The 18,893-nt window shown below is 67.1% G+C and carries 15 protein-coding genes; 2 read left to right on the forward strand and 13 right to left on the reverse strand.

The window, feature by feature from the left end:
• Nucleotides 1-129 precede the first annotated feature (129 nt).
• The 4 genes from gatB to EYS21_RS07420 form a co-directional block, all read right to left on the reverse strand.
• On the reverse strand, nucleotides 130-1,638 hold the full coding sequence (gene gatB / locus EYS21_RS07405; protein WP_131132559.1) for an Asp-tRNA(Asn)/Glu-tRNA(Gln) amidotransferase subunit GatB: 1,509 nt from the start codon (nucleotides 1,636-1,638) through the stop codon (nucleotides 130-132).
• A complete protein-coding gene (gene gatA, locus EYS21_RS07410; protein ID WP_131132560.1) occupies nucleotides 1,638-3,215 on the reverse strand; it encodes an Asp-tRNA(Asn)/Glu-tRNA(Gln) amidotransferase subunit GatA in 1,578 nt (525 codons plus the stop codon). The genes gatB and gatA overlap by 1 nt, the downstream gene beginning before the upstream one ends.
• Before the next feature lie 3 nt (nucleotides 3,216-3,218).
• Entirely contained in the window at nucleotides 3,219-3,515 is a 297-nt protein-coding gene (gene gatC / locus EYS21_RS07415) for an Asp-tRNA(Asn)/Glu-tRNA(Gln) amidotransferase subunit GatC (RefSeq protein ID WP_131132561.1), read from the reverse strand.
• 145 nt (nucleotides 3,516-3,660) lie between these two features.
• A complete protein-coding gene (locus EYS21_RS07420; RefSeq protein ID WP_131132562.1) occupies nucleotides 3,661-5,127 on the reverse strand; it encodes a CitMHS family transporter in 1,467 nt (488 codons plus the stop codon).
• A 180-nt stretch (nucleotides 5,128-5,307) separates the two neighbouring features.
• Here EYS21_RS07420 and EYS21_RS07425 point away from each other — a divergent pair, with 180 nt between their 5' ends.
• Together EYS21_RS07425 and EYS21_RS07430 are read left to right on the forward strand one after the other, a co-directional pair.
• The gene (locus EYS21_RS07425; RefSeq protein WP_207307710.1) at nucleotides 5,308-7,020 is read left to right on the forward strand and encodes an ATP-binding protein; all 1,713 of its coding nucleotides are present in this window, start codon (nucleotides 5,308-5,310) and stop codon (nucleotides 7,018-7,020) included.
• Entirely contained in the window at nucleotides 7,013-7,675 is a 663-nt protein-coding gene (locus EYS21_RS07430; RefSeq protein ID WP_131132563.1) for a response regulator, read from the forward strand. Before EYS21_RS07425 ends, EYS21_RS07430 begins: the two co-directional genes overlap by 8 nt.
• 106 nt (nucleotides 7,676-7,781) lie before the next feature.
• On the opposite strand, the gene EYS21_RS07435 is transcribed toward EYS21_RS07430, so the two are convergent.
• The 9 genes from EYS21_RS07435 to EYS21_RS07475 form a co-directional block, all read right to left on the reverse strand.
• The gene (locus EYS21_RS07435; protein ID WP_131132564.1) at nucleotides 7,782-8,165 is read right to left on the reverse strand and encodes a RidA family protein; all 384 of its coding nucleotides are present in this window, start codon (nucleotides 8,163-8,165) and stop codon (nucleotides 7,782-7,784) included.
• A 46-nt stretch (nucleotides 8,166-8,211) separates the two neighbouring features.
• On the reverse strand, nucleotides 8,212-8,715 hold the full coding sequence (locus tag EYS21_RS07440; protein ID WP_131132565.1) for a GNAT family N-acetyltransferase: 504 nt from the start codon (nucleotides 8,713-8,715) through the stop codon (nucleotides 8,212-8,214).
• 88 nt (nucleotides 8,716-8,803) lie between these two features.
• Nucleotides 8,804-9,622, reverse strand: coding sequence for an inositol monophosphatase family protein (locus EYS21_RS07445; protein ID WP_131132566.1), 819 nt, complete (start codon nucleotides 9,620-9,622; stop codon nucleotides 8,804-8,806).
• On the reverse strand, nucleotides 9,619-11,886 hold the full coding sequence (ligA, locus tag EYS21_RS07450; RefSeq protein WP_131132567.1) for an NAD-dependent DNA ligase LigA: 2,268 nt from the start codon (nucleotides 11,884-11,886) through the stop codon (nucleotides 9,619-9,621). Before ligA ends, EYS21_RS07445 begins: the two co-directional genes overlap by 4 nt.
• 105 nt (nucleotides 11,887-11,991) lie before the next feature.
• Nucleotides 11,992-12,255, reverse strand: a complete 264-nt coding sequence (locus tag EYS21_RS07455) for a WXG100 family type VII secretion target (protein WP_131132568.1) — start codon at nucleotides 12,253-12,255, stop codon at nucleotides 11,992-11,994.
• A gap of 162 nt (nucleotides 12,256-12,417) precedes the next feature.
• Nucleotides 12,418-12,993, reverse strand: coding sequence for a hypothetical protein (locus EYS21_RS07460; protein WP_131132569.1), 576 nt, complete (start codon nucleotides 12,991-12,993; stop codon nucleotides 12,418-12,420).
• 168 nt (nucleotides 12,994-13,161) lie between these two features.
• Nucleotides 13,162-13,671 (reverse strand): hypothetical protein, encoded by a 510-nt coding sequence (locus EYS21_RS07465; protein WP_131132570.1) that lies wholly within the window; start codon nucleotides 13,669-13,671, stop codon nucleotides 13,162-13,164.
• Nucleotides 13,672-13,739: 68 nt separating this feature from the next.
• Nucleotides 13,740-18,185, reverse strand: a complete 4,446-nt coding sequence (locus EYS21_RS07470) for an FtsK/SpoIIIE domain-containing protein (RefSeq protein WP_131132571.1) — start codon at nucleotides 18,183-18,185, stop codon at nucleotides 13,740-13,742.
• Entirely contained in the window at nucleotides 18,182-18,886 is a 705-nt protein-coding gene (locus tag EYS21_RS07475; RefSeq protein WP_131132572.1) for a hypothetical protein, read from the reverse strand. The genes EYS21_RS07470 and EYS21_RS07475 overlap by 4 nt, the downstream gene beginning before the upstream one ends.
• Nucleotides 18,887-18,893: the final 7 nt, after the last annotated feature.

Raw genomic sequence — 18,893 nt, forward strand, 5'->3', positions numbered from 1 at the left:
CGCTGAATACGGGTAGTTTGCGGCCTGCGGAATATGAGTACTACTTAAACCCAACTGGGTCGCAGCAGATGTCGTTATGAGCGCTCATAACGACTGTTGCTGCGACCCAGTTGGGTTAAATCAGGCGGCTTAGCCTTCGACGCCGAGCTTCTGCAGGATCAGTTCCTTGACGCGTCCGGCGTCGGCCTGGCCGCGGGTGGCCTTCATAACGCCGCCCACGATCGCGCCGATCGCCTGCAGCTTGCCGGCACGGATCTTGTCCGCGACGTCGGGCTGCGCGGCGAGGGCAGCGTCGATGGCCTCGAGGAGGGGGCCGTCGTCGGAGACCACGGCCAGGCCGCGCTTCTCGACGATTTCCGCCGGGGTGCCTTCGCCGGCGAGGACGCCGTCCAGGACCGCGGTGGCCATTTTGTTGTTGATCTTGCCGTCTTCCACCAGTTTGTTCAGCTCAACGATGGTGGCGGGCTGGACGCCCAGCTGGCCGGGGTCGACGTCGGCGTTCTTGGCGCGGCCTACGATCTCGCCCATCCACCACTTGCGGGCCACCGTGGCGGTGGCTCCGGCGGCGATGGTTTCCTCGATCTCGTCCATGACACCGGCGTTGACCACGTCGCGGAATTCCAGGTCCGAGTAGCCCCAATCGGCCTGCAGGCGCTTGCGGCGCTCTGCTGGCGGCTCGGGCAGGGTGGCGCGCAGTTCCTCCACCCATTCGCGGGAAGCGACGATCGGCACGAGGTCAGGCTCGGGGAAATAGCGGTAGTCGTCGGCGTCGGACTTTGCCCGGCCCGACGTCGTCGAGCGGGTGTCCTCGTGCCAGTGGCGCGTTTCCTGGATGACCGGCTCGCCGGAGTCCAGGACGGCGGCGTGGCGCTGGATCTCGTAGCGGACGGCATGTTCGACGGCGCGCAGTGAGTTCACGTTCTTCGTTTCCGAACGGATGCCGAATCGTTCGCGGCCGTGCGGGCGCAGCGACACGTTGGCGTCGCAGCGCACGTTGCCGCGCTCCATCTTCGCGTCCGAGACGCCGAGGTTCTTGACGATCTCACGCACAGCGGCGACGTAGGCCTTGGCCAGCTCGGGAGCCCGGCTGCCGGCGCCCTGGATCGGCTTGGTGACGATCTCCACCAGCGGAACGCCGGAACGGTTGTAATCCACCAGCGAGTAGTCGGCGCCCTGGATGCGGCCCGCGGAACCGCCCATGTGCGTCAGCTTGCCCGCGTCCTCTTCCATGTGGGCGCGCTCGATTTCAACGCGGAACACGGTGCCGTCCGACAGTTCGATGTCCAGGTAGCCGTCGTACGCGATGGGCTCGTCGTACTGGGAGGTCTGGAAGTTCTTCGGGGTGTCCGGGTAGAAGTAGTTCTTCCGGGCGAAGCGGCAGGTCTCGGCGATCTTGCAGTTCAGTGCGAGGCCGATCTTGATGGAGGACTCGATCGCGGTCCGGTTCACCACGGGCAGCACGCCCGGCATGCCGAGGTCCACCTCGTTGACGTTGGTGTTCGGCTCGTCGCCGAAGACGTTCGGTGCTGAGGAGAACATCTTGGTCTTGGTGTTGAGTTCCACGTGGACCTCGAACCCCAGGACGGGATCGTACTTCTCCATGGCCTCTTCGAAGCTCAGGGTTGCGTCAACGCTCATTATTTTGCCTCCTGGGTTTCGAGGGTCTCGACTGGCTCGACCACCGAGGTGGCCAGAGCCGGGGCCTGGGCCAGGAGCGGTCCGCCCCATTGAGCCTCAAGCAGGGATTCAAGGACAGCACCCACCCGGTACAGGCGTGCGTCCTGGCGGGCCGGGGCCAGCAGCTGGATGCCGACGGGCAGGCCGTCCTCGTCCGCCAGGCCGCCCGGCAGGGACAGTCCCGGAACGCCGGCCATGTTGGCCGGAATGGTGGCGACGTCGTTCAGGTACATGGCCAAAGGGTCGTTCAGCTTCTCGCCCAGCTTGAAGGCCGTGGTGGGGGCCGTCGGGGAAATCAGCACGTCGGCCTGTGCGAACGCTGCCTCGAAGTCACGCTGGATCAGGGTGCGGACCTTCTGGGCCGAGCCGTAGTAGGCGTCGTAGTAGCCGGCGGACAGCGCGTAGGTGCCCAGGATGATGCGGCGCTTGACCTCGTCGCCGAAGCCTGCGGCGCGGGTGGCACCCATCACGCGTTCGATGGTGAGCGGAGCATCCTTGGGCAGGACGCGCAGGCCGTACCGGACGCCGTCGAACTTGGCCAGGTTGGAGGAGGCCTCCGACGGCATGATCAGGTAGTAGGCGCCGAGGGCGTACTTGAAGTTGGGGCAGGACACCTCAACGATTTCCGCGCCGGCCTGCTTGAGGAGCTCCAGTGATTCGTTGAAGCGGTTCTCGACGCCGGCCTGGTAGCCCTCACCGTGGAGTTCCTTGATGATGCCGATCTTCATGCCGTCCACGTTGCCCAGCCGTGCTGCGGCCACGAGGTCCCCGAGGGGGTCCGGCAGGGACGTGGAGTCATAGGGGTCGTGCCCGCCGATGACCTGGTGCAGGAGCGCCGAGTCCAGCACGGTCCGGGAGACGGGGCCGATCTGGTCCAGCGAGGAGGCCATCGCGATGGCGCCGTAGCGGGACACGCTGCCGTAGGTGGGCTTGACGCCCACGGTGCCGGTGACGGCGCCGGGCTGGCGGATGGAGCCGCCGGTGTCCGTGCCGAGGGCCAGCGGCGCTTCAAAGGCGGCGACGGCGGCTGCTGAGCCGCCGCCGGAGCCGCCCGGGATCCGGTCCAGGTCCCACGGGTTGCGGGTGGGGCCGTAGGCCGAGTGCTCCGTGGAGGAACCCATGGCGAATTCGTCCAGGTTGGTTTTGCCCAGGATGGGCATCTTGGCGTCGCGCAGCCGCTTGACCACTGTGGCGTCGTACGGGCTGTGCCAGCCTTCGAGAATCTTGGAGCCGGCCGTGGTGGGCTGGCCGACCGTGACGATGAGGTCCTTGACGGCGATGGGCACGCCGGCGAGCTCGTGGAGCTCTGCGGCGGCTGCGCCGCCGGCGGCGCGGATGGCATCAACTTCGGCGGCGACGGCGAGCGCCTCCTCGGTATTGACGTGCAGGAAGGCGTGGACGCCGCGGGGGCCGCCGTCGACTGCTGCGATGCGGTCCAGGTAGGCCTGGGTGACCTCGACGGAGGTGACCTCGCCGGCAGCGAGCTTCTGGGCGAGCTGGGCCGCGGAGAGGCGGATGAGTTCGTTGGTGTCAGTCATGTGTCAGTCCTCATCCAGGATGGCCGGAACCTTGAAACGGCCTTCGTATGCGTCGGGGGCACCGCTCAGGGACTGCTCCGCAGTAAAGGTGTGGCCCACAACGTCCTCGCGGAACACGTTCGTCAGCGGGATCGGGTGGGAGGTTGCCGGGACGTCATCTCCGGCAGCTTCACTTACCGATTTCACCGAATCAACGATGACCGCGAGTTCGCCGGCCATCCTGTCCAGCTCGTCAGCACTCATTTCGATGTGAGCGAGCCGCGCGAGGTGCGCGACGTCGTCACGGTTGATCGCAGCCATGGATCTCCCCTGCAAGTTCGGATTGTTTTCCGAACCAGTCTAGTGGGGAAACGTCGGTGCCCGTCTGACGACCCCCAGCGGGCGTCAGACGGGCACGTCGGTGCCGTGGTCCCGGCCACGAGGGCCAGCCACAGGCAGGACAAGACTAACCGATTCCGATGGCTCCAGTCAGCATTCCCACGCCAAGCATTACGAGGGAGATGACGGCCGTGCGCCAGAGCACCTTCTTGTGGTGGTCGCCCAGGTCCACCTTGGCCAGCGAGACCAGGAGCAGGATGGCCGGAACCAGCGGGCTCTGCAGGTGGAACGGCTGGCCGGTGATGGAGGCGCGGGCCATTTCGGCGGCGCTGACACCGTAGTGCGCTGCGGTTTCGCTCAGCACGGGCAGGACACCGAAGTAGAAGGCGTCGTTGCTCATGAAGAACGTCATCGGGATGCTGAGCACGCCGGTGATCACGGCCATGAAGGGGCCCATGTCGGAAGGGATGATCTGGACCAGCCACGCGGACATTGCTTCCACCATGCCGGTGCCCTTGAGGACACCGGTCAGGACTGCCGCTGCCATGACCATGCTGACCACTGCCACGATGGAGGGTGCGTGGGCGATCAGCTGCGCGCCCTGCTCCTTGACCTTGGGGAAGTTCACCACGAGGGCGATGGCCGAGCCGACCATAAAGACGAACGGCAGCGGCACGAGGTCAGCCACCAGCATCACCATGACGGCGACGGTCAGGCCGAGGTTGAACCAGAACAGCTTTGGCCGGAGGGTGGAGCGGTTGGGGTCAAGGGCCGTATCAGCCATGGCGGAGTCGTGGTCGTCCACGAGGGTTTCGGTGCGCTCCAGGACGGCAACGCCGGACCCTTCCGGGGACATACCGGCGGGGCTTCCGGTTCCGGGCGTACGTGACCCGGTGCGTCCGGTTCCGGCGGAGGGGGCGGCGGTGCCGCCGTCGAACTCTTCAGCAGTATCCGGGACGCCCCAGATTTCCGGTGCGGTGGCGCGCAGGCGGTTGCGTTCCTGCAGGCCCAGCAGCCAGGAGAAGGCGAAGACCACTACGAGGCCGGCGATAAGGGACGGGATCATGGGGACAAAGACGTCGTTGACGTCCAGCTTGAGGGCCGTGGCGGCGCGGGCCGTGGGGCCGCCCCAGGGCAGGATGTTCATGGTGCCGTTGGCGAGGCCGGCCACGCAGGTCAGGACCACGGGGCTCATCTTCAGGCGCAGGTATACGGGCAGCATGGCCGCGGTGGTGAGGATGAAGGTGGTTGAACCGTCGCCGTCGAGGGAAACTGCGGCCGCGAGGATGGCAGTGCCGAGGACCACCTTGGCGGGGTCGTTGCCCAGCTTGCGGAGGATGAACTTCACCAGCGGGTCGAACAGGCCGACGTCGATCATCAGGCCGAAGTAGATGATGGCGAACATCAGCAGGGCTGCGGTGGAGGTCATGGACTTCATCGAGTCAAGGACCATGTCCCCGATGCCAAGCCCGGCGCCTGCAAAAAGGCCAAAAACGGTGGGGACGATGATCAGCGCCAGTACTGGCGTCAACTTCTTCGTCATGATCAGCACCATGAATACCGCGATCATTGCGAATCCAAGTAATACCAGCACGGCCGGCTCCTTCGTGTGAACGGCGACACAACGGTGTGACGCGTGCTACAGACGTTATAGTGGCGGCCGTCACCGCTGTGCCTTTGCCTCAATTGATTGGCATACTGCTTATTGCGAGCATTCTGCGCATTGTGCTCACGGCCTTCCGCCGGCCAGCCACACCGCGAATCAAGGAGGATCATGCAGCGTTCCGCGTCCCGGCCGCCGTTGCGGTTCTCCACCCAGACGCTGCTCCTGCAGTTGGGGGTGGTTCTTCTGGTGGTTCTGCTCAGTGCTGTGGTCCACGCCTGGCTGACCTACGACAGGATCGGCCGGGAGGCCGAGAACCAGGCCCTGACGCTGGCGCGGACTGTGGCGTCGGACCCGTCCGTCCGCGCAGAGGTGCTGGCCATCAGCCAGCAGGCCGGCACTCCCCCGCCCGGAGAACTCGCCGCCGGGCCCCTGATGGCCGCCGCCGAAGCCGCGCGTACCAGGACCGGGGCACTTTTTGTGGTGATCACCGACGAAACCGGCCTGCGGCTCGCCCACCCGGACCCCGCCCGCCTGGGCGAAAAAGTCAGCACCGATCCTTCCGAGGCCCTGGCCGGCGGGGAGGTTACCACCCGCAACACGGGCACGCTCGGCCCGTCGGCCGGCGCCAAGGTTCCGGTTTACGCGCCCGGCACGGTCACCGTGGTGGGCGAGGTCAGTGTGGGCTACTCCATGGAAACGGTGGGCCAGAGCGTGCAACGGGACATCGGGCCTGTTGCCGTCACCGCTGCCGGGGCCCTGCTGGCGGGAGTCCTGGCGTCTTTCCTCCTGCGGCGCAGGCTGCAGCGGCTGACGCTGGGGCTGGAACCGGAGGAGATCAGCACCCTGGTCCACGACCAGGTGGCCGTGCTGCAGGGCGTGGACGACGGCGTCATCGGCGTGTCCGCGGACGGCAGGATCAGTGTCTTCAACGCTGCGGCCCAGCGGCTCCTGGGGCAGCCCGACCTGGCCGGGACGCTGTGGGCGGACGCGCCGGTGCCGGGCCAGCTCAAGGCGTTGACGCTGCCGGACGCCGACGAAGCGGATGCCATCGAGCTGGTGGCGGGCGGGCGTGTGCTGGTGGCCAGTGCCCGGAAGGCCCTGCACCGGCGCGAGGATCTTGGCTGGGTGGTGATGCTGCGGGACCGCACCGAGCTGCAGCAGCTCACCCGGCAGCTGGACGCCGTGGGCACCATGTCCACGGCACTGCGGGCCCAGCGCCATGAGTTTGCCAACCAGCTGCACACGATCGCGGGTTTTATGAGCATCGGGCAGCACCAGCAGGCCCGGGAGTACCTGGCGCGCCTGGCTGCAACGGGACCGCTGAAGTTCCCGGTGGACCAGGCCGAACTGCTCCAGGATCCCTACCTTCAGGCGTTTGTCGGAGCCAAGGGGGTGGAGGCGGACGAACGCGGCGTGACACTGCGGATCGGACCGGAAACGCTGGTCCGGGGCCAGGTCACCGAACCCCAGGACGTCACCACCGTGCTCGGCAACCTGATCGACAACGCCGTGAACGCCGCCGTCGCCGGCACGTCGACGGACCGTTGGGTGGAGCTGGAGGTGCTGGATGAACCGGGCGACGACGGCGGCACCCTGCACATCGTCGTCGCCGACTCCGGCGACGGGCTGGGCAGCGGGACGGACCCCGAAGCGGTGTTCGCGGAAGGATTCACGACGGCGGCCGGGGCGGCCGTGCCGGCGCGTGCCGGGGGCCAGGGGCTGGGGCTCGCCCTGGCCCGGCAGCTTGCCCGCCGCCGCGGCGGGGACGTCAAGGTACTGGAGCCGGGGTCCGTCGGCGGACCGGGCGCCGTTTTTATGGCTTCCCTGCCGCGGACCACGGCGCGGATTAATGATTTAGCTGGAGAGGACAACGATGCCTGAGGATTTCAGGGTGCTGATTGTGGACGACGACTTCCACGTCGCCAAGCTCCACGCCGCGTACGTGGATTCGGTGCCGGGGTTCCTGGCGCTCTCGCCGGTGGGTACGGCGTCGCTGGCGCTGCAGGCGATCCACAGCCTGCGCCCGGACTTGGTGCTGCTGGATGTCTACCTGCCGGACGGGTCCGGGCTGGACCTGCTGCAGCAGCTGGACGTGGACACCATGATCCTCAGTGCGGCGTCGGATGCGGCGTCGCTCCGGATGGCGTTCCGGCGGGGAGCCCTGGGCTACCTGCTCAAGCCCTTCACGGCGGAATCACTGTCCCAGCAGCTCCGCTCCTACGCCCGGTACCGGCGCATCCTGGGCCAGACGGGCGCGCTGGACCAGGACGGGGTGGAACGCGCGAAGCGGGCGCTCATTCCCGGCGACGTGGCGCCGTCGGCCAGGCCCCGGTCCGCCACGGAAGCCGCAGTCCTGGAATCGCTGGTGCCGGGTGAGCAGTATTCTGCCGCCGAAGTCGCCACCCGGGTGGGCGTATCCCGCGCCACCGCGCAACGGTACCTGTCGGCACTTGCCGACGACGGCGCCGTCGACATCCAGCTGCGCTACGGGACCACGGGCCGCCCGGAACACCGCTACGGCCTCCCGCCCCGCTAAGGCCCCCCTCCCCCTGGGCGCGAACTGGCAGGTAATACCCTCAAAATGGAGATTTGAAGGTATTACCTGCCAGTTCGCGCGGGGTGAGGGGGGACGCTGGACGGATCTAGCTGGCGCTCTTTTGGGCTACGAGCTCGATCTCCACGAGCATCTTCGGGTCCAGGAACGGCAGGACGTGCACCAGGGAGAGGGTGGGGCGGATCTCGCCGAAGACTTCACCGTGCGCGCGGCCGGCTTCTTCCCACTTGCTGATGTCCGTCACGTAGAGCTTGGACTGCACAACGTCGGCGAAGCTGAACCCGGCGTCGGCCAGGACGGTGCCGAGCTTCTGCAGGATGAACTGGGTCTGGGTGTAGAAGTCCTCCCCCACGATGCCGTCTTCGCCGCTGGCGGCTGTGGCCGAGACGTACAGCGTGTTGTCCACCTGGACGGCGCGGGAGTAGCCGAGGGTCTGCTCCCAGACGGAGCCGGTGCCGAATGTTTTGCGCATGGTGGGCCTTTCAGTCCTGAAATGAGTCGGCACCACTCTAGGGCGGCTAGACCTCCAGCCGGTAAACCAGCAGCTTTATGTCGGTGCCGGGAACGAACCAGTCACGTTCCGGGACGCGCTGGAACCCCGTCTTCCGGTACAGCCCGTGGGCGCTTTCCCACGTTTTTCCGGTGGTGAGCGCCACCGCGCTGATGCCGGGCAGGGACCGGGCGTGGTCGATGATGGCTTCCACCATGGACTTGCCGGCCCCGCTGCGCTGCACTGCCGGGTCCACCACGAGCATCCGGAATTCCAGTTCATCGGCCAGGGCGATGTCGGCATACGGTTCCCCTGCCACAGCCAAGGTCACGGAGCCGACCACGTGTCCGTCGCGCTCGGCCACCCAGATGGTGGCCTTCGCCGCACGCTCGCCGACTTCCTGGACCTGCCGCATGTACGGGTGGTCCGGGCTGTCGAAGTAACCCGCGGCCAGGTAGGAGTCCCTGGTGATCCGGGCAATGGCGTCAAAGTCGGCCTCGACGGCGGGACGGATGGTTATCTGCGGCTGCACCTGACAATGCTAGTGGCGCCCGCTGGCAGCGGAGCGTGAAAGGCCGCTTTCCGTGATTGAACTATCACTCCGTCACGGCGCAGTCCGGTCACAGCGGAAACTTGCCCGACAGTTCCAGGCTCGCGGCGCAGGTCCAGGCCGCCAGCCTGTCACTGTCCTTGGGACCTCCCCGAAGCGGGCTGGTCAGCCGCGGCCGCCGGACCCAGCAGCCCGCTTCCTCTGCGATCAGCGCGCCGGCGGAGAAATCGTGTTCGTTGAGGCCGCGTTCGCCGAAGGCGTCATGGGTGCCGTCGGCAACCATGCACAGGTCCAGGGCAGCGGACCCCAGGCGGCGGACGTCCGCGAAACCGTCCATCAGGCCACCCAGGGCAGCAGCCTGCTGCGCGCGGACGGCGGGATCGTAGCTGAATCCGGTGGCAAGGATCTGGCCCTTGCGTCCGGCCACCGGGCCTTCCAGCCGGGTCACCCGGCCCCGGGCCTCAAGCCACGCGCCGTTCCCGCGGGAGGCATAGTAGACGCGGTCCAGTGCCGGTGCATGGACGACGCCGGCCAGCCAGACGCCGTCGGGATCGGCCACCGCCACCGAGGTGGCGTAATAGACGATGTTCCGGATGAAGTTGGTGGTTCCGTCCAGCGGGTCGATGGACCAGCGGTAGCCGCTGGGAGCATCCGGGCGGGTGGTCCCGTGTTCCTCGCCGGTGATGGTGTCCTGCGGCCGCGCGGCGGTGATGGCGCGGCGCACCGCGTCCTCGGCCGCGACGTCGTAGGCCGTGACCCAGTCCCCCGCGTCGCCCTTGTTGCTGACGCCGAGTGCATCTCCGTTCCGTGACGCCAGGACCCCGGCCCCTGCGGCTGCGGCCTGACGGGCCACCGCCAGCAGCTCTGCGGTGATGTCCGGACGGCTCATTCGGACACCTGGCCAGGTTCGCCGGCCTCTGTTTCGGCCGGAGCAGCGGCCGGTCCGTTGGCCAGGAGTTCACGGAACCCATCTTCATCAAGCACCGGGATCCCGAGCTGCTCCGCCTTGTCCAGCTTGGTGCCCGCGTTTTCGCCGGCCACGACGTAGCTGGTGTTTTTGGAGACGGAACCGGCAGCCTTGCCGCCCCGGAGGAGGATGGCTTCCTTGGCCTCGTCCCGGCTGAAGTTCGGCAGCGACCCAGTGACCACCACCGTCAGGCCTTCGAGCGTGCGCGGCATGGATTCGTCCCGTTCGTCCTCCATCCGGACCCCTGCGGCGGCCCAGCGGTCGATGATTTCGAGGTGCCAGTCTTCGGCAAACCATTCCTTGAGGGCCGCGGCGATGGTGGGGCCGACGCCGTCCACGTGTGCGAGTTCCTCCTCGGAGGCCTGCCGGATGGCGTCCATGGTGCCGAAGGCCTGGGCGAGTGCCCTGGAGGCCCGCGGGCCCACGTGCCGGATGGAGAGCGCCACCAGCAACCGCCACAGCGGCTGGGACTTGGCCTTCTCCAGTTCCCGGAAGAGCTTGTCGGTGGTGGCGGTAGGCTTTGAGGGCGTCTTGGCGGTGCCTTTGCTCCAGAAGTACGGCACCAGTTCAAACTCGCCGGTGGCCACGCCTTTGGAGCGCTTTTCACGCCTGATCCGGACATCCGCCAGGGCCTCCGGGGTGAGGTCAAAGAGGGCAGCTTCGGTGCTCAGCGGAGCCACATCCGGCTCGGCGGGCTGCGTGAGGGCGATGGCCGCTTCCCAACCGAGCGCCTCGATGTCGAACCCGCCGCGCCCGGCCAGATGGAAGACACGTTCCCGGAGCTGGGCCGGGCAGGATCTGGCGTTGGGGCAGCGGATGTCCACGTCCCCTTCCTTTCCGGGGGCAAGCGGAGTTCCGCAGGAGGGGCATTCGGTGGGCATCACGAAGTCGCGTACCGGCGGATCCTGCTGGTCCCGGAGGGCAAGCACGGGGCCGACGATTTCCGGAATGACGTCGCCGGCCTTGCGCAGGATGACGATGTCACCGATCTTGACGCCCTTCGCCTTCACAACGTCCTGGTTGTGGAGGGTGGCCATCCCCACCGTGGAGCCCGCCACCTTGACCGGCTCCATCACGCCGAACGGTGTGACGCGCCCGGTCCGGCCGACATTGACGTCGATGTCCAGGAGCTTCGTGTGCACTTCCTCCGGCGGGTACTTGTAGGCCACCGCCCAGCGCGGTACGCGCGACGTGAATCCCAGCGCCCGCTGGGTGGCGAAATCGTCCACCTTGACCACGATGCCGTCGATCTCGTGCGTGAGGCTGTGCCGCTTGTCGCCGTAGCGCTTGATGAAGGCGAGCACGTCCTTGAGGCTGCCCAGGACCTCGAAGTAAGGGCTGGTGGGCAAGCCCCATTCGGCGAGCTGCCGGTACGTGTCGGACTGGCTGACGGTGTCCAGCCCTTCACGGGCGCCAATGCCGTGCACGTACATGCGCAGCGGACGTTTGGCGGTTTCTGCCGGGTCCTTCTGCCGGAGCGAACCGGCGGCGGCGTTACGGGGGTTGGCCAGTGGGGCCTTCCCGGCCTCAATCAGGGCCCCGTTGAATTCGGCGAACGCCTGGGACGGGATGAAGACCTCGCCGCGGACTTCCATCTCGGCCGGATAGTTCCCGCCGGTCAGCTGCTGCGGTATCTCCTTGATGGTCAGGACGTTGTGCGTGATGTCTTCGCCCGTGTAGCCATCACCGCGGGTGGCCGCGCGCACGAGCTTGCCGTCGCGGTACAGCAGGTTGACGGCCAGGCCGTCGATCTTCAGTTCGGTCAGCCAGGCAGGCCCGGCCGTGCCGTTGCCGATTTTTGCAACGGAGGCTTCGGCTTTGCCGAGCCAGGCTTCCAGCTCCTCCAGGGAAAAGACGTCCTCGAGGCTGTACATACGCTGCAGGTGTTCGACGGCGGCAAACGCGGCGGAGACCTCGCCCCCGACTACCTGTGTGGGGGAATCATTGGAGACCAGTTCCGGATGCAGCGCCTCAATCTCCTCCAGCCGGCGGAACAAGTCATCAAATTCTGCGTCCGAGACCAGCGGCGAGTCTTCCTGGTAGTAGGCAAACCTGTACTTCCTGACAAGGTCAGCCAGGTTCTGGTACTCCTCGCGCACGGAGTCGGAGGGGACTGCTTCCGGATCGGTCGATCCGGGCTCAGTCCTGGTGGTTGTCTGTCCTGTGGGGCCGGGTGCTGTGCTCACAGACCTATCTTGCCTCATGGGGCTGACATTGCAGCGACCCTGCGGCGGACGCCAACGGGCCCGGACACTGTGTTGTGTCCGGGCCCGTTGGTGATACTGCTGTGGCTAGTGTGAAGCGTCCGTCTGCTCCTGGGCGTTCCGCGTGGCCTTCTGGCTGGCTTCCTTCAGGGATTCAGCGACCCGGGTCAGCTGCGTCATGTGCTCACCGGACCACTGCTGCTTGAAGGCGTCCGCGTCCGGGCCCATCCACTGCGTGGAGTTCAGCAGGGTGTTCAGGTTGTTCTTCTGCTGCTCAATCTCGTTTGCACCATGCTGCAGCTTGGTGCCGAGAGTCCTGAGCTGTTCTACATCTGCGCCCCACAAAGCCATGAGTATTCTCCTTAGTCTTGGATCCGATCCAGATCGGCATCCCCAGCGGCCCCCGGCTGATCCGGAAGATCCATTACCTAGAACCTATCCCGGCCCCAAAACACTGTCGATGGGGACCGCTGCCCATGCACCACTCCCCATAGGCGAGCCGGGAGGCGGGAATCAGTGCGCCGAGATGCGGTTCCGGCTCCACCAGACGAAGGAGATTCCACCCAGGCCCACAAGCAGCACGCCGGCAACGATGGGAAGGGGCCCGGCACCGGGGCCTGTGCCGTCGCTGCCGGAGATGGCCGCCGCCTGGGTGGGCTTGGCCGATTTCGTGATGGGCTTGTTCCAGTTGGATTCAGTCGACGGGCCAGCCGTCGACGGCGTCGGGCTGGGCGACGCGGTGGTGGCCTCTGCCGCTGGTGTCTCTTCGACAGTTGCGCTGGGTTCGGGCGCCAGGGTGGGCTCCGGTTCCGGGGCAGCCGGAGCCTTTTTGGCGGGAGGCGCAGGGGCGGGGTCGGCTGGCTGAGCCGGGACCGAGGGCTCCTGCGGGGTCTTGGGATCCGGTTTCCCCTGGTCCTCTCCGGGCCCGTCCGTAGGCTGCGCACATGACGTACAAACGGTCGGCGTTGGATCGGCCGCCGGCGATTCGGCGTGTGCAGCCCCCACTGCGCCAACGCCGACTGCCAGCGCCAAGCCAACAGCCGCAACGGTCGCGGGGACGGCTCGAAGCACTGGGGAGGATCGGATCATGGTTACCTTATCGACAGCGCACGGCACCCCCTCCGCGGCAACTAGTGTTCCCGGTAGTCTGCTACAACACGCGGGCGGGCCGCAAATCCCCGGGATTCACGGCCTCCAACGTATAAGCCCGCCGTTAGTGCACGGCTTCCGGTGGCAGTGCGCGGCAAATCTGTAACCCTAGTAGTGGGTGGAGACCCGGTTCCGGCCCCACCAGGCGAAGGCCAGGCCACCGAGTCCCATCAGCAGCACCCCCGCCACAATGGTCACCAGCCCCGGGTCGCCGAAGCCGGGCCCGTCGCCCTGGGACACGGCGGCGGCCTGCGTCGGTTTGGCGGACTTGGTGATCGGCTTGTTCCAGTTCGGTTCTGTGGAGGTGGACGCAGTAGCGGCCGGGGCGCTGGTGGGCGCCTCAGCCGAGGGCGTCGCTTCGACGGCGGCTTCGCCCGGCTCCGGGGCAAGGCTGGGAACCGGCGCAGGGGCGGGTCCCGCGGGCGGCTGCGGCGCGGGAGGTGCGGGCGCCGGAGGGGCGGAGGGTTCCTGCGAGGTCGGTTTCGGGCGCGGAGTGCGTGGATTCTCCGGGGCCGGTCCGAACTGACCCGGAAGGCAGATCAGCCCGCAGGTGGGAGTTGGCTCGGACGTTTCGGCGTTCGAAGGCCCTGCCGCGCAGAGGCCTACCGAAAGCGCCAAAACAGCCGCTCCCGCCGTCGCTGGGATAACACGGAATACGGACGGCAATCGTTTCATGGATACCTTTTCTAGTCCCTGTCTTCCGGCGGCAGTGCGATCTGGAGCTTGCGTGCCTTGCCGCGTCCCACGATGTAGCCGCGGCCCGGAATGAACTCCGGACTGACACGGCCCAGTGACGTGTTAAGCAGGCTGTCACCTTCGATGTCGCCGGGATTAAGCAGCACTCCCCTGCGCCCGGATTTGAAGGGCTGCGCCAGCGACCAGGCCGAGGACCAGGTGGACGTTTCTGATTCCCCGATGACCCACTGATCGGCCTTGATGGAGGCCGTCACGAGCTGCGCCACCCCGGACTCGGCCACCGTATCCGTGAACTCCGTCAGCCCCTCGATAAAGATCGCCAGCTTGCCCGGGTTCCCGGACGAATGCTCAATCAGGTCCTCCATGATTTCGGCGGCGTCGTCCGCGCCCACTACGGAACGGTTCCAGATGGGCAGTGAGGCGACTGCCGACCGTCTGGAGCCGAGGTAGACCAGTTCGGTGTCCGGGTTCGATCGCCGGAGCGCGTAGGCCAGCGTTACGAGCGCCACCGTCCGCCCTGACCCGGGCGGGCCGGAGAGGAGGAGTGGGCCCTTGGCCATGATTTCGGCGGGCTGGAGCGTTTCGTTGTCGACGCCGATCACCGGCAGGTCGGGGCTGCCGGCCGGCAGGACGTCCAGGTCCACCTGTTCCGGGAGCCGTTCGATCTTCGGCGCCCTGTCCAGGCCTTGGCGCAGCATGGCTTCACTGAGCTTGTGGACTTCGCGGGCCTGCAGGGCCAGGTTGGAGTCGCCGCCCAGCACGGCGAGCTGGACCTCGTAGCCACCCAGCAGGCCACGTCCCGGGGGCGAGGTGCTGCTGAGGACGTCCCTGGGGACGTCCATGGACAGGTAGTCGTCCTCGGAGGAGAGCCGCAGGACCAGCCGGCGCTGGATGGAGGCGAGCAGTGACGTCGGTACGGCGTTGGGACGGTCACCTGTCACTATCAGGTGGATGCCCAGCGGACGGCCGTCGGTGGCGAGCTGCAGGAAAATGTCCCACAGCGCGGAGAGCCGGCTGTATTCGTACGTTTCGCGGAAAGCTCCCATCCCGTCCACCAGCACAAAGATCCGCTTTTCGTCCGGCCGGCCGGCAATCTTGCGGTATTCCACGATGGTGGATGCCCGGACTTCGGAGAACCGGGCAGAACGCTCATCGGCGATGTCCCGGAGCAGGCGCAGCAGGCGGCCGACGCGTTCCACGTCGTCGCCGTTGATGACCTCCCCGACGTGTGGAAGCTCCTCGAGCATCTTCAGCCCAGAAGATCCGCAGTCGATCCCGTAAACGTGGACCGGCCCGCCGCGCGGGGTGACGGCCGCGGCGATGGCGATTCCGCGCAGGGCCGCCGATTTGCCGGAACCGCCCGTGCCGTAGATGGCCATGTTGCCGTCTTTGTCCGGTTCGTAGAACACTGTGGGCTGGTCCTGGCGGGCCGGATCATCCGCGACACCGAGGAGCAGCCGCTCGTCGGTGCGGGGGTTCGGCAGCTTGGAGAAGTCGTAGGTCGTGGCCAGTTCGTCCAGCCATGGCTTGCGCGGCGGGCGGATGGCAAGCGACTCAGCGGCCCTGACGATGTTCGCCGTCATCCGGGCGATGTCGTTGGGACCGGCGGCTTCTTCCTGGACCGGCTTTTCCGGTGCCGGCACGTCCCAGGCGGGTCCGGATCCGAAGGCCATCTCCACGATGTCGATCTGGGGGCGCTGCGGCTTTTCGGTGGTCCAGCCGCCGGCGTAACCTGTCTGGAATCCCTGGATGCGGCCCGGCCCGGTCTTGGCGGCGCCCCGGCCGGGGATGGACGGGTCGAAGTACGCAGCGTCCGGCACGCCGAGGATGTCGGCGGCATCATCCGCGTCCGCCATGCGCAGCGCCACACGGAGGTTGGTGTTGGCGCGCAGGCTGTCCTTGATCACACCGGCGGGTCGCTGGGTGGCCAGGATCAGGTGCAGGCCCAGGGAGCGCCCGCGGGCTGCGACGTCCACTACGCCGTCGACGAATTCGGGAACTTCGGTGGCCAGTGCGGCGAACTCGTCCACGATGATGACCAGGTACGGCGGGGCGTCGGGGTCCGCTTCGCGCTGGAGGGCCAGCAGGTCCTTGGCCTTCTTCCGGTTCAGGAGGTGTTCGCGGTGGTGGAGTTCGGCCCGCAGCGAGGTCAGGGCCCGGCGCACCAGGTGCTGGGAGAGGTCCGTGACCAGGCCGACGGTGTGCGGCAGGTGCAGGCAGTCGGCGAAGGCCGCGCCGCCTTTGTAGTCCACGAACAGGAAGCTCACCCTGTCCGGGCTGTATGCGGCGGCCATGCCCATGACCCAGGACTGCAGGAACTCGGACTTGCCGGCACCGGTGGTGCCGCCCACGAGGGCGTGCGGGCCTTCGTTCTTGAGGTCAAGGTAGAGGGGTTCAACACCCTTGGACCCAACGAGCGCGCGCAGGGTTCCGTTGTCCTTGCGGTTGGCGACGGCTGTGGCGTGGACGGAGTTGTTCTCCGTCCAGCGTTCGGCGACAGCCTGCGGGTTGTCCAGGAAGTCCTTGCCGATGAGGGTGGCATAGGACACGGCCCGCGGCAGGTCGGAGTCATCGCTCATCGGCTTGCCAACGTCCACCACCGGGGAAAGCATCCGGGCAAGCTGGCCCGCCAAATCGGCGTCCACGCTTTCGCAGCTCACCGGGTAGGTGTGCCGGCCCAGCCGGACCTGGCCGGTGGTGGTGCCGTGGTCGCCATCCACCACCATGAAGTCGCGGCAGGCGGCCGGCAGCGCCTGGATATCGGTAGCCACCCACATAACGTGGACCCCCGAATCCGGGCCCCGTTCCGCGAGCCGGGTCAGGCGGCCACGGTCAACCGGGGCGTCGTCCTCCACAATGACCAGCACGGCAGGCAACATCGGCTCAGGGACCTCGTCCCTGGCCGGGTTAATGTCCGGGCGCAGGTCCGCGCCGGACCTCCCGGCGGCCGCTTCCCTGGCGTCCAGCAGGTCTTCAAGGCGTGCCAGCAGGGAGGAGCCGCTGGCGGACCCGGCGGCCAGGTGGTCACCGGCCAGCGGGCTGTGGCCCGAACCGACGTGGGGCAGCCACTGGAGCCAGTTCCACCGTTCCCTGGACTGGGCGGACGTGATGGCAGTGACCACTGCCTCTGCCGGCGAATGGAGGCCCACCAGCTGCAGGACCATGCCGCGCGCCACGTCGTCGACCAGTCCGCGTGCGCCTGCCACGCCGAACGAACCCGCCGTCCGCAGCTGCGAAACGATGGGCACACCCTCGATATCCTTGAACTGCTTCAGGCAGTCCTGGATCTCGCGCATGAACTCAACTTCGGTGTCGTTGTTGGATGGCTCCTCGAACGCGATGCGCGACGGCGCGGTTCCCAGCCCGAACCGCAGGCCCAGGAACCCTTTGTGTTCGGGGCGGTGGGTCCACAGCAGCGGACCCAGCTTGTAGATGGAATCCACGGTGTCACTGACGGACGGCGCCTCCTGGAGGCGGACGGCACGTTCCACATGCTGGAGTTCGGTGATGTCCTGCCGGAACGCGGCCATGGAGGCGCGGAACTGCTTGAGCTGTTCCTTCTGCTGACGCTTGGTCTGCATCCGCTGGTCCACAAAATGGCCCACGATGAACAGCGGCATCATCGCCATAAACACCACCGAAATGACATTCCGGGTGATGGCGAAAATGACTGCGCCCATCACGAGCGGCGCCACCAGCATGATGTAGGGGAAGGGATGGTGGTCCGGCCGCTTCGGGCCGGCCGGAGGGACGCGCTTGGGCGCCTCGAAGCGCGGCACCACCCTCGGGGAGCGGTTGAAGTCCACCAGGGGCGACGTCGGTGCTGCCGCCAGGTTGCGCCCCAGCGGCACCACTGTGACGGTGGTGTCGCCGAGGGTCACCGTGTCCGAGGAGTTCAGTGTGGCCCGGGTGACGGGCAGCCCGTCCATCAGGAGGCCGTTGGCCGAATTGGTGTCCACGATTTCGATGCCCTCGCCCACGGTGATGCGGGCATGGCGCTTGGACGTCAGCGGGTCCGTGAGCCGGATGTCCACGTCCCGATCGCGGCCGATGTAGCTGGTGCCGGAGGGGAGCGAGAACTCCTGGCCGACGTCGGGACCCGATAGGATCCGCAACGTGGCGGCCGCGGGGCCCCGGTTGGCGCCGGGGACGTCGAAGTGATCGCTGACCTGGGTCAGGGACACCACGGACCCGGGCCGCAGACCGGATTCGAGGAGGTTGTCCGAGCGGGTCAGGACGTTGCCGCGCATCCCGCCGGCAACAAACGCTTCATCGATCCGAAGCGAGAGGTTCTCCGGCGCCGGATTCCCCCTCCGGTCCGGATCCGCGGCCCACAGCTGCGTGGCGATGTCCGCCACGGTCGCCAGGCCGTCCACAGTGACCGCGAGGTCCTTGGTTTCCGCCGGATCCCGGCGGAGCGTCAGCCGGATTCTCATCCTTCGTCCACGCCCCTCATTTTTTCGAGCAGATACAGGTCATCAGGGGTTACCAGATGCGATGTCACGGCGTGCTCCACGAGCCTGGCGCGCCGGTTGGTGGCGAGCTTTCCGCCGCCGCCGCGCAGGCCGACCACGCCCACCCGGTCCAGCTTGTCGCAGACGTTGTCCAGTTTCCGGTTGAACCGGGTCAGCGCCCAGCCAAGTGTTTTAGCGGCGGCCGCCGAGGACGGGATGGCGCTGAAACCTGTTCCCTCGCGCCTGAGCATCGGCTCGGCGAGGGCGACGATCAGGGCTTTTTGCGAGTCGGTGAAGACCACAGGCCCGACGGTGGTTTCCCCGTTGCTGTCGTCGTCGCGTGCTGCCTGGCGGAAAGAGGGCGTCTTAAGGTGGACAGCGAATTCATACGTCGTCGGCCCGGCCGTGAAGATGATGTTCGTGTGGCTGAAGACAAGGGGGATGCGCGCTCCCGGGGAGAGCCAGGCCTGCATGCCGCCGGAACCGTCTGCCACGGTGGCCGAGAGCATGCTGCCCACATTGCTGAGCCACCAGATCCCGTCATAGCGGGCGACCTGCAGGAACTGCCGGTGCAGGTACGGGTTGTCGTCCACTTCAAGGTCGCCTTCGCGGCCTATGTTGAAAACATCCTCGTCCGACGGTTCGTACCACTCGCCACAGAAATCTATTGCTAGATCCCCCATTTTCCGT

Source organism: Arthrobacter sp. S39 (assembly GCF_004320525.1).
Classification (GTDB): Bacteria; Actinomycetota; Actinomycetes; order Actinomycetales; family Micrococcaceae; genus Arthrobacter.

What these genes read in the sequence shown, in the direction of transcription:
- gatB (WP_131132559.1), bottom strand. Translation starts at nt 1,638, where the DNA reads ATGAGCGTTGACGCAACCCTGAGCTTCGAAGAGGCCATGGAGAAGTAC.
- gatA (WP_131132560.1), bottom strand. Translation starts at nt 3,215, where the DNA reads ATGACTGACACCAACGAACTCATCCGCCTCTCCGCGGCCCAGCTCGCC.
- gatC (WP_131132561.1), bottom strand. Translation starts at nt 3,515, where the DNA reads ATGGCTGCGATCAACCGTGACGACGTCGCGCACCTCGCGCGGCTCGCT.
- EYS21_RS07425 (WP_207307710.1), top strand. Translation starts at nt 5,308, where the DNA reads ATGCAGCGTTCCGCGTCCCGGCCGCCGTTGCGGTTCTCCACCCAGACG.
- EYS21_RS07430 (WP_131132563.1), top strand. Translation starts at nt 7,013, where the DNA reads ATGCCTGAGGATTTCAGGGTGCTGATTGTGGACGACGACTTCCACGTC.
- EYS21_RS07435 (WP_131132564.1), bottom strand. Translation starts at nt 8,165, where the DNA reads ATGCGCAAAACATTCGGCACCGGCTCCGTCTGGGAGCAGACCCTCGGC.
- EYS21_RS07445 (WP_131132566.1), bottom strand. Translation starts at nt 9,622, where the DNA reads ATGAGCCGTCCGGACATCACCGCAGAGCTGCTGGCGGTGGCCCGTCAG.
- EYS21_RS07455 (WP_131132568.1), bottom strand. Translation starts at nt 12,255, where the DNA reads ATGGCTTTGTGGGGCGCAGATGTAGAACAGCTCAGGACTCTCGGCACC.
- EYS21_RS07460 (WP_131132569.1), bottom strand. Translation starts at nt 12,993, where the DNA reads ATGATCCGATCCTCCCCAGTGCTTCGAGCCGTCCCCGCGACCGTTGCG.
- EYS21_RS07470 (WP_131132571.1), bottom strand. Translation starts at nt 18,185, where the DNA reads ATGAGAATCCGGCTGACGCTCCGCCGGGATCCGGCGGAAACCAAGGAC.
- EYS21_RS07475 (WP_131132572.1), bottom strand. Translation starts at nt 18,886, where the DNA reads ATGGGGGATCTAGCAATAGATTTCTGTGGCGAGTGGTACGAACCGTCG.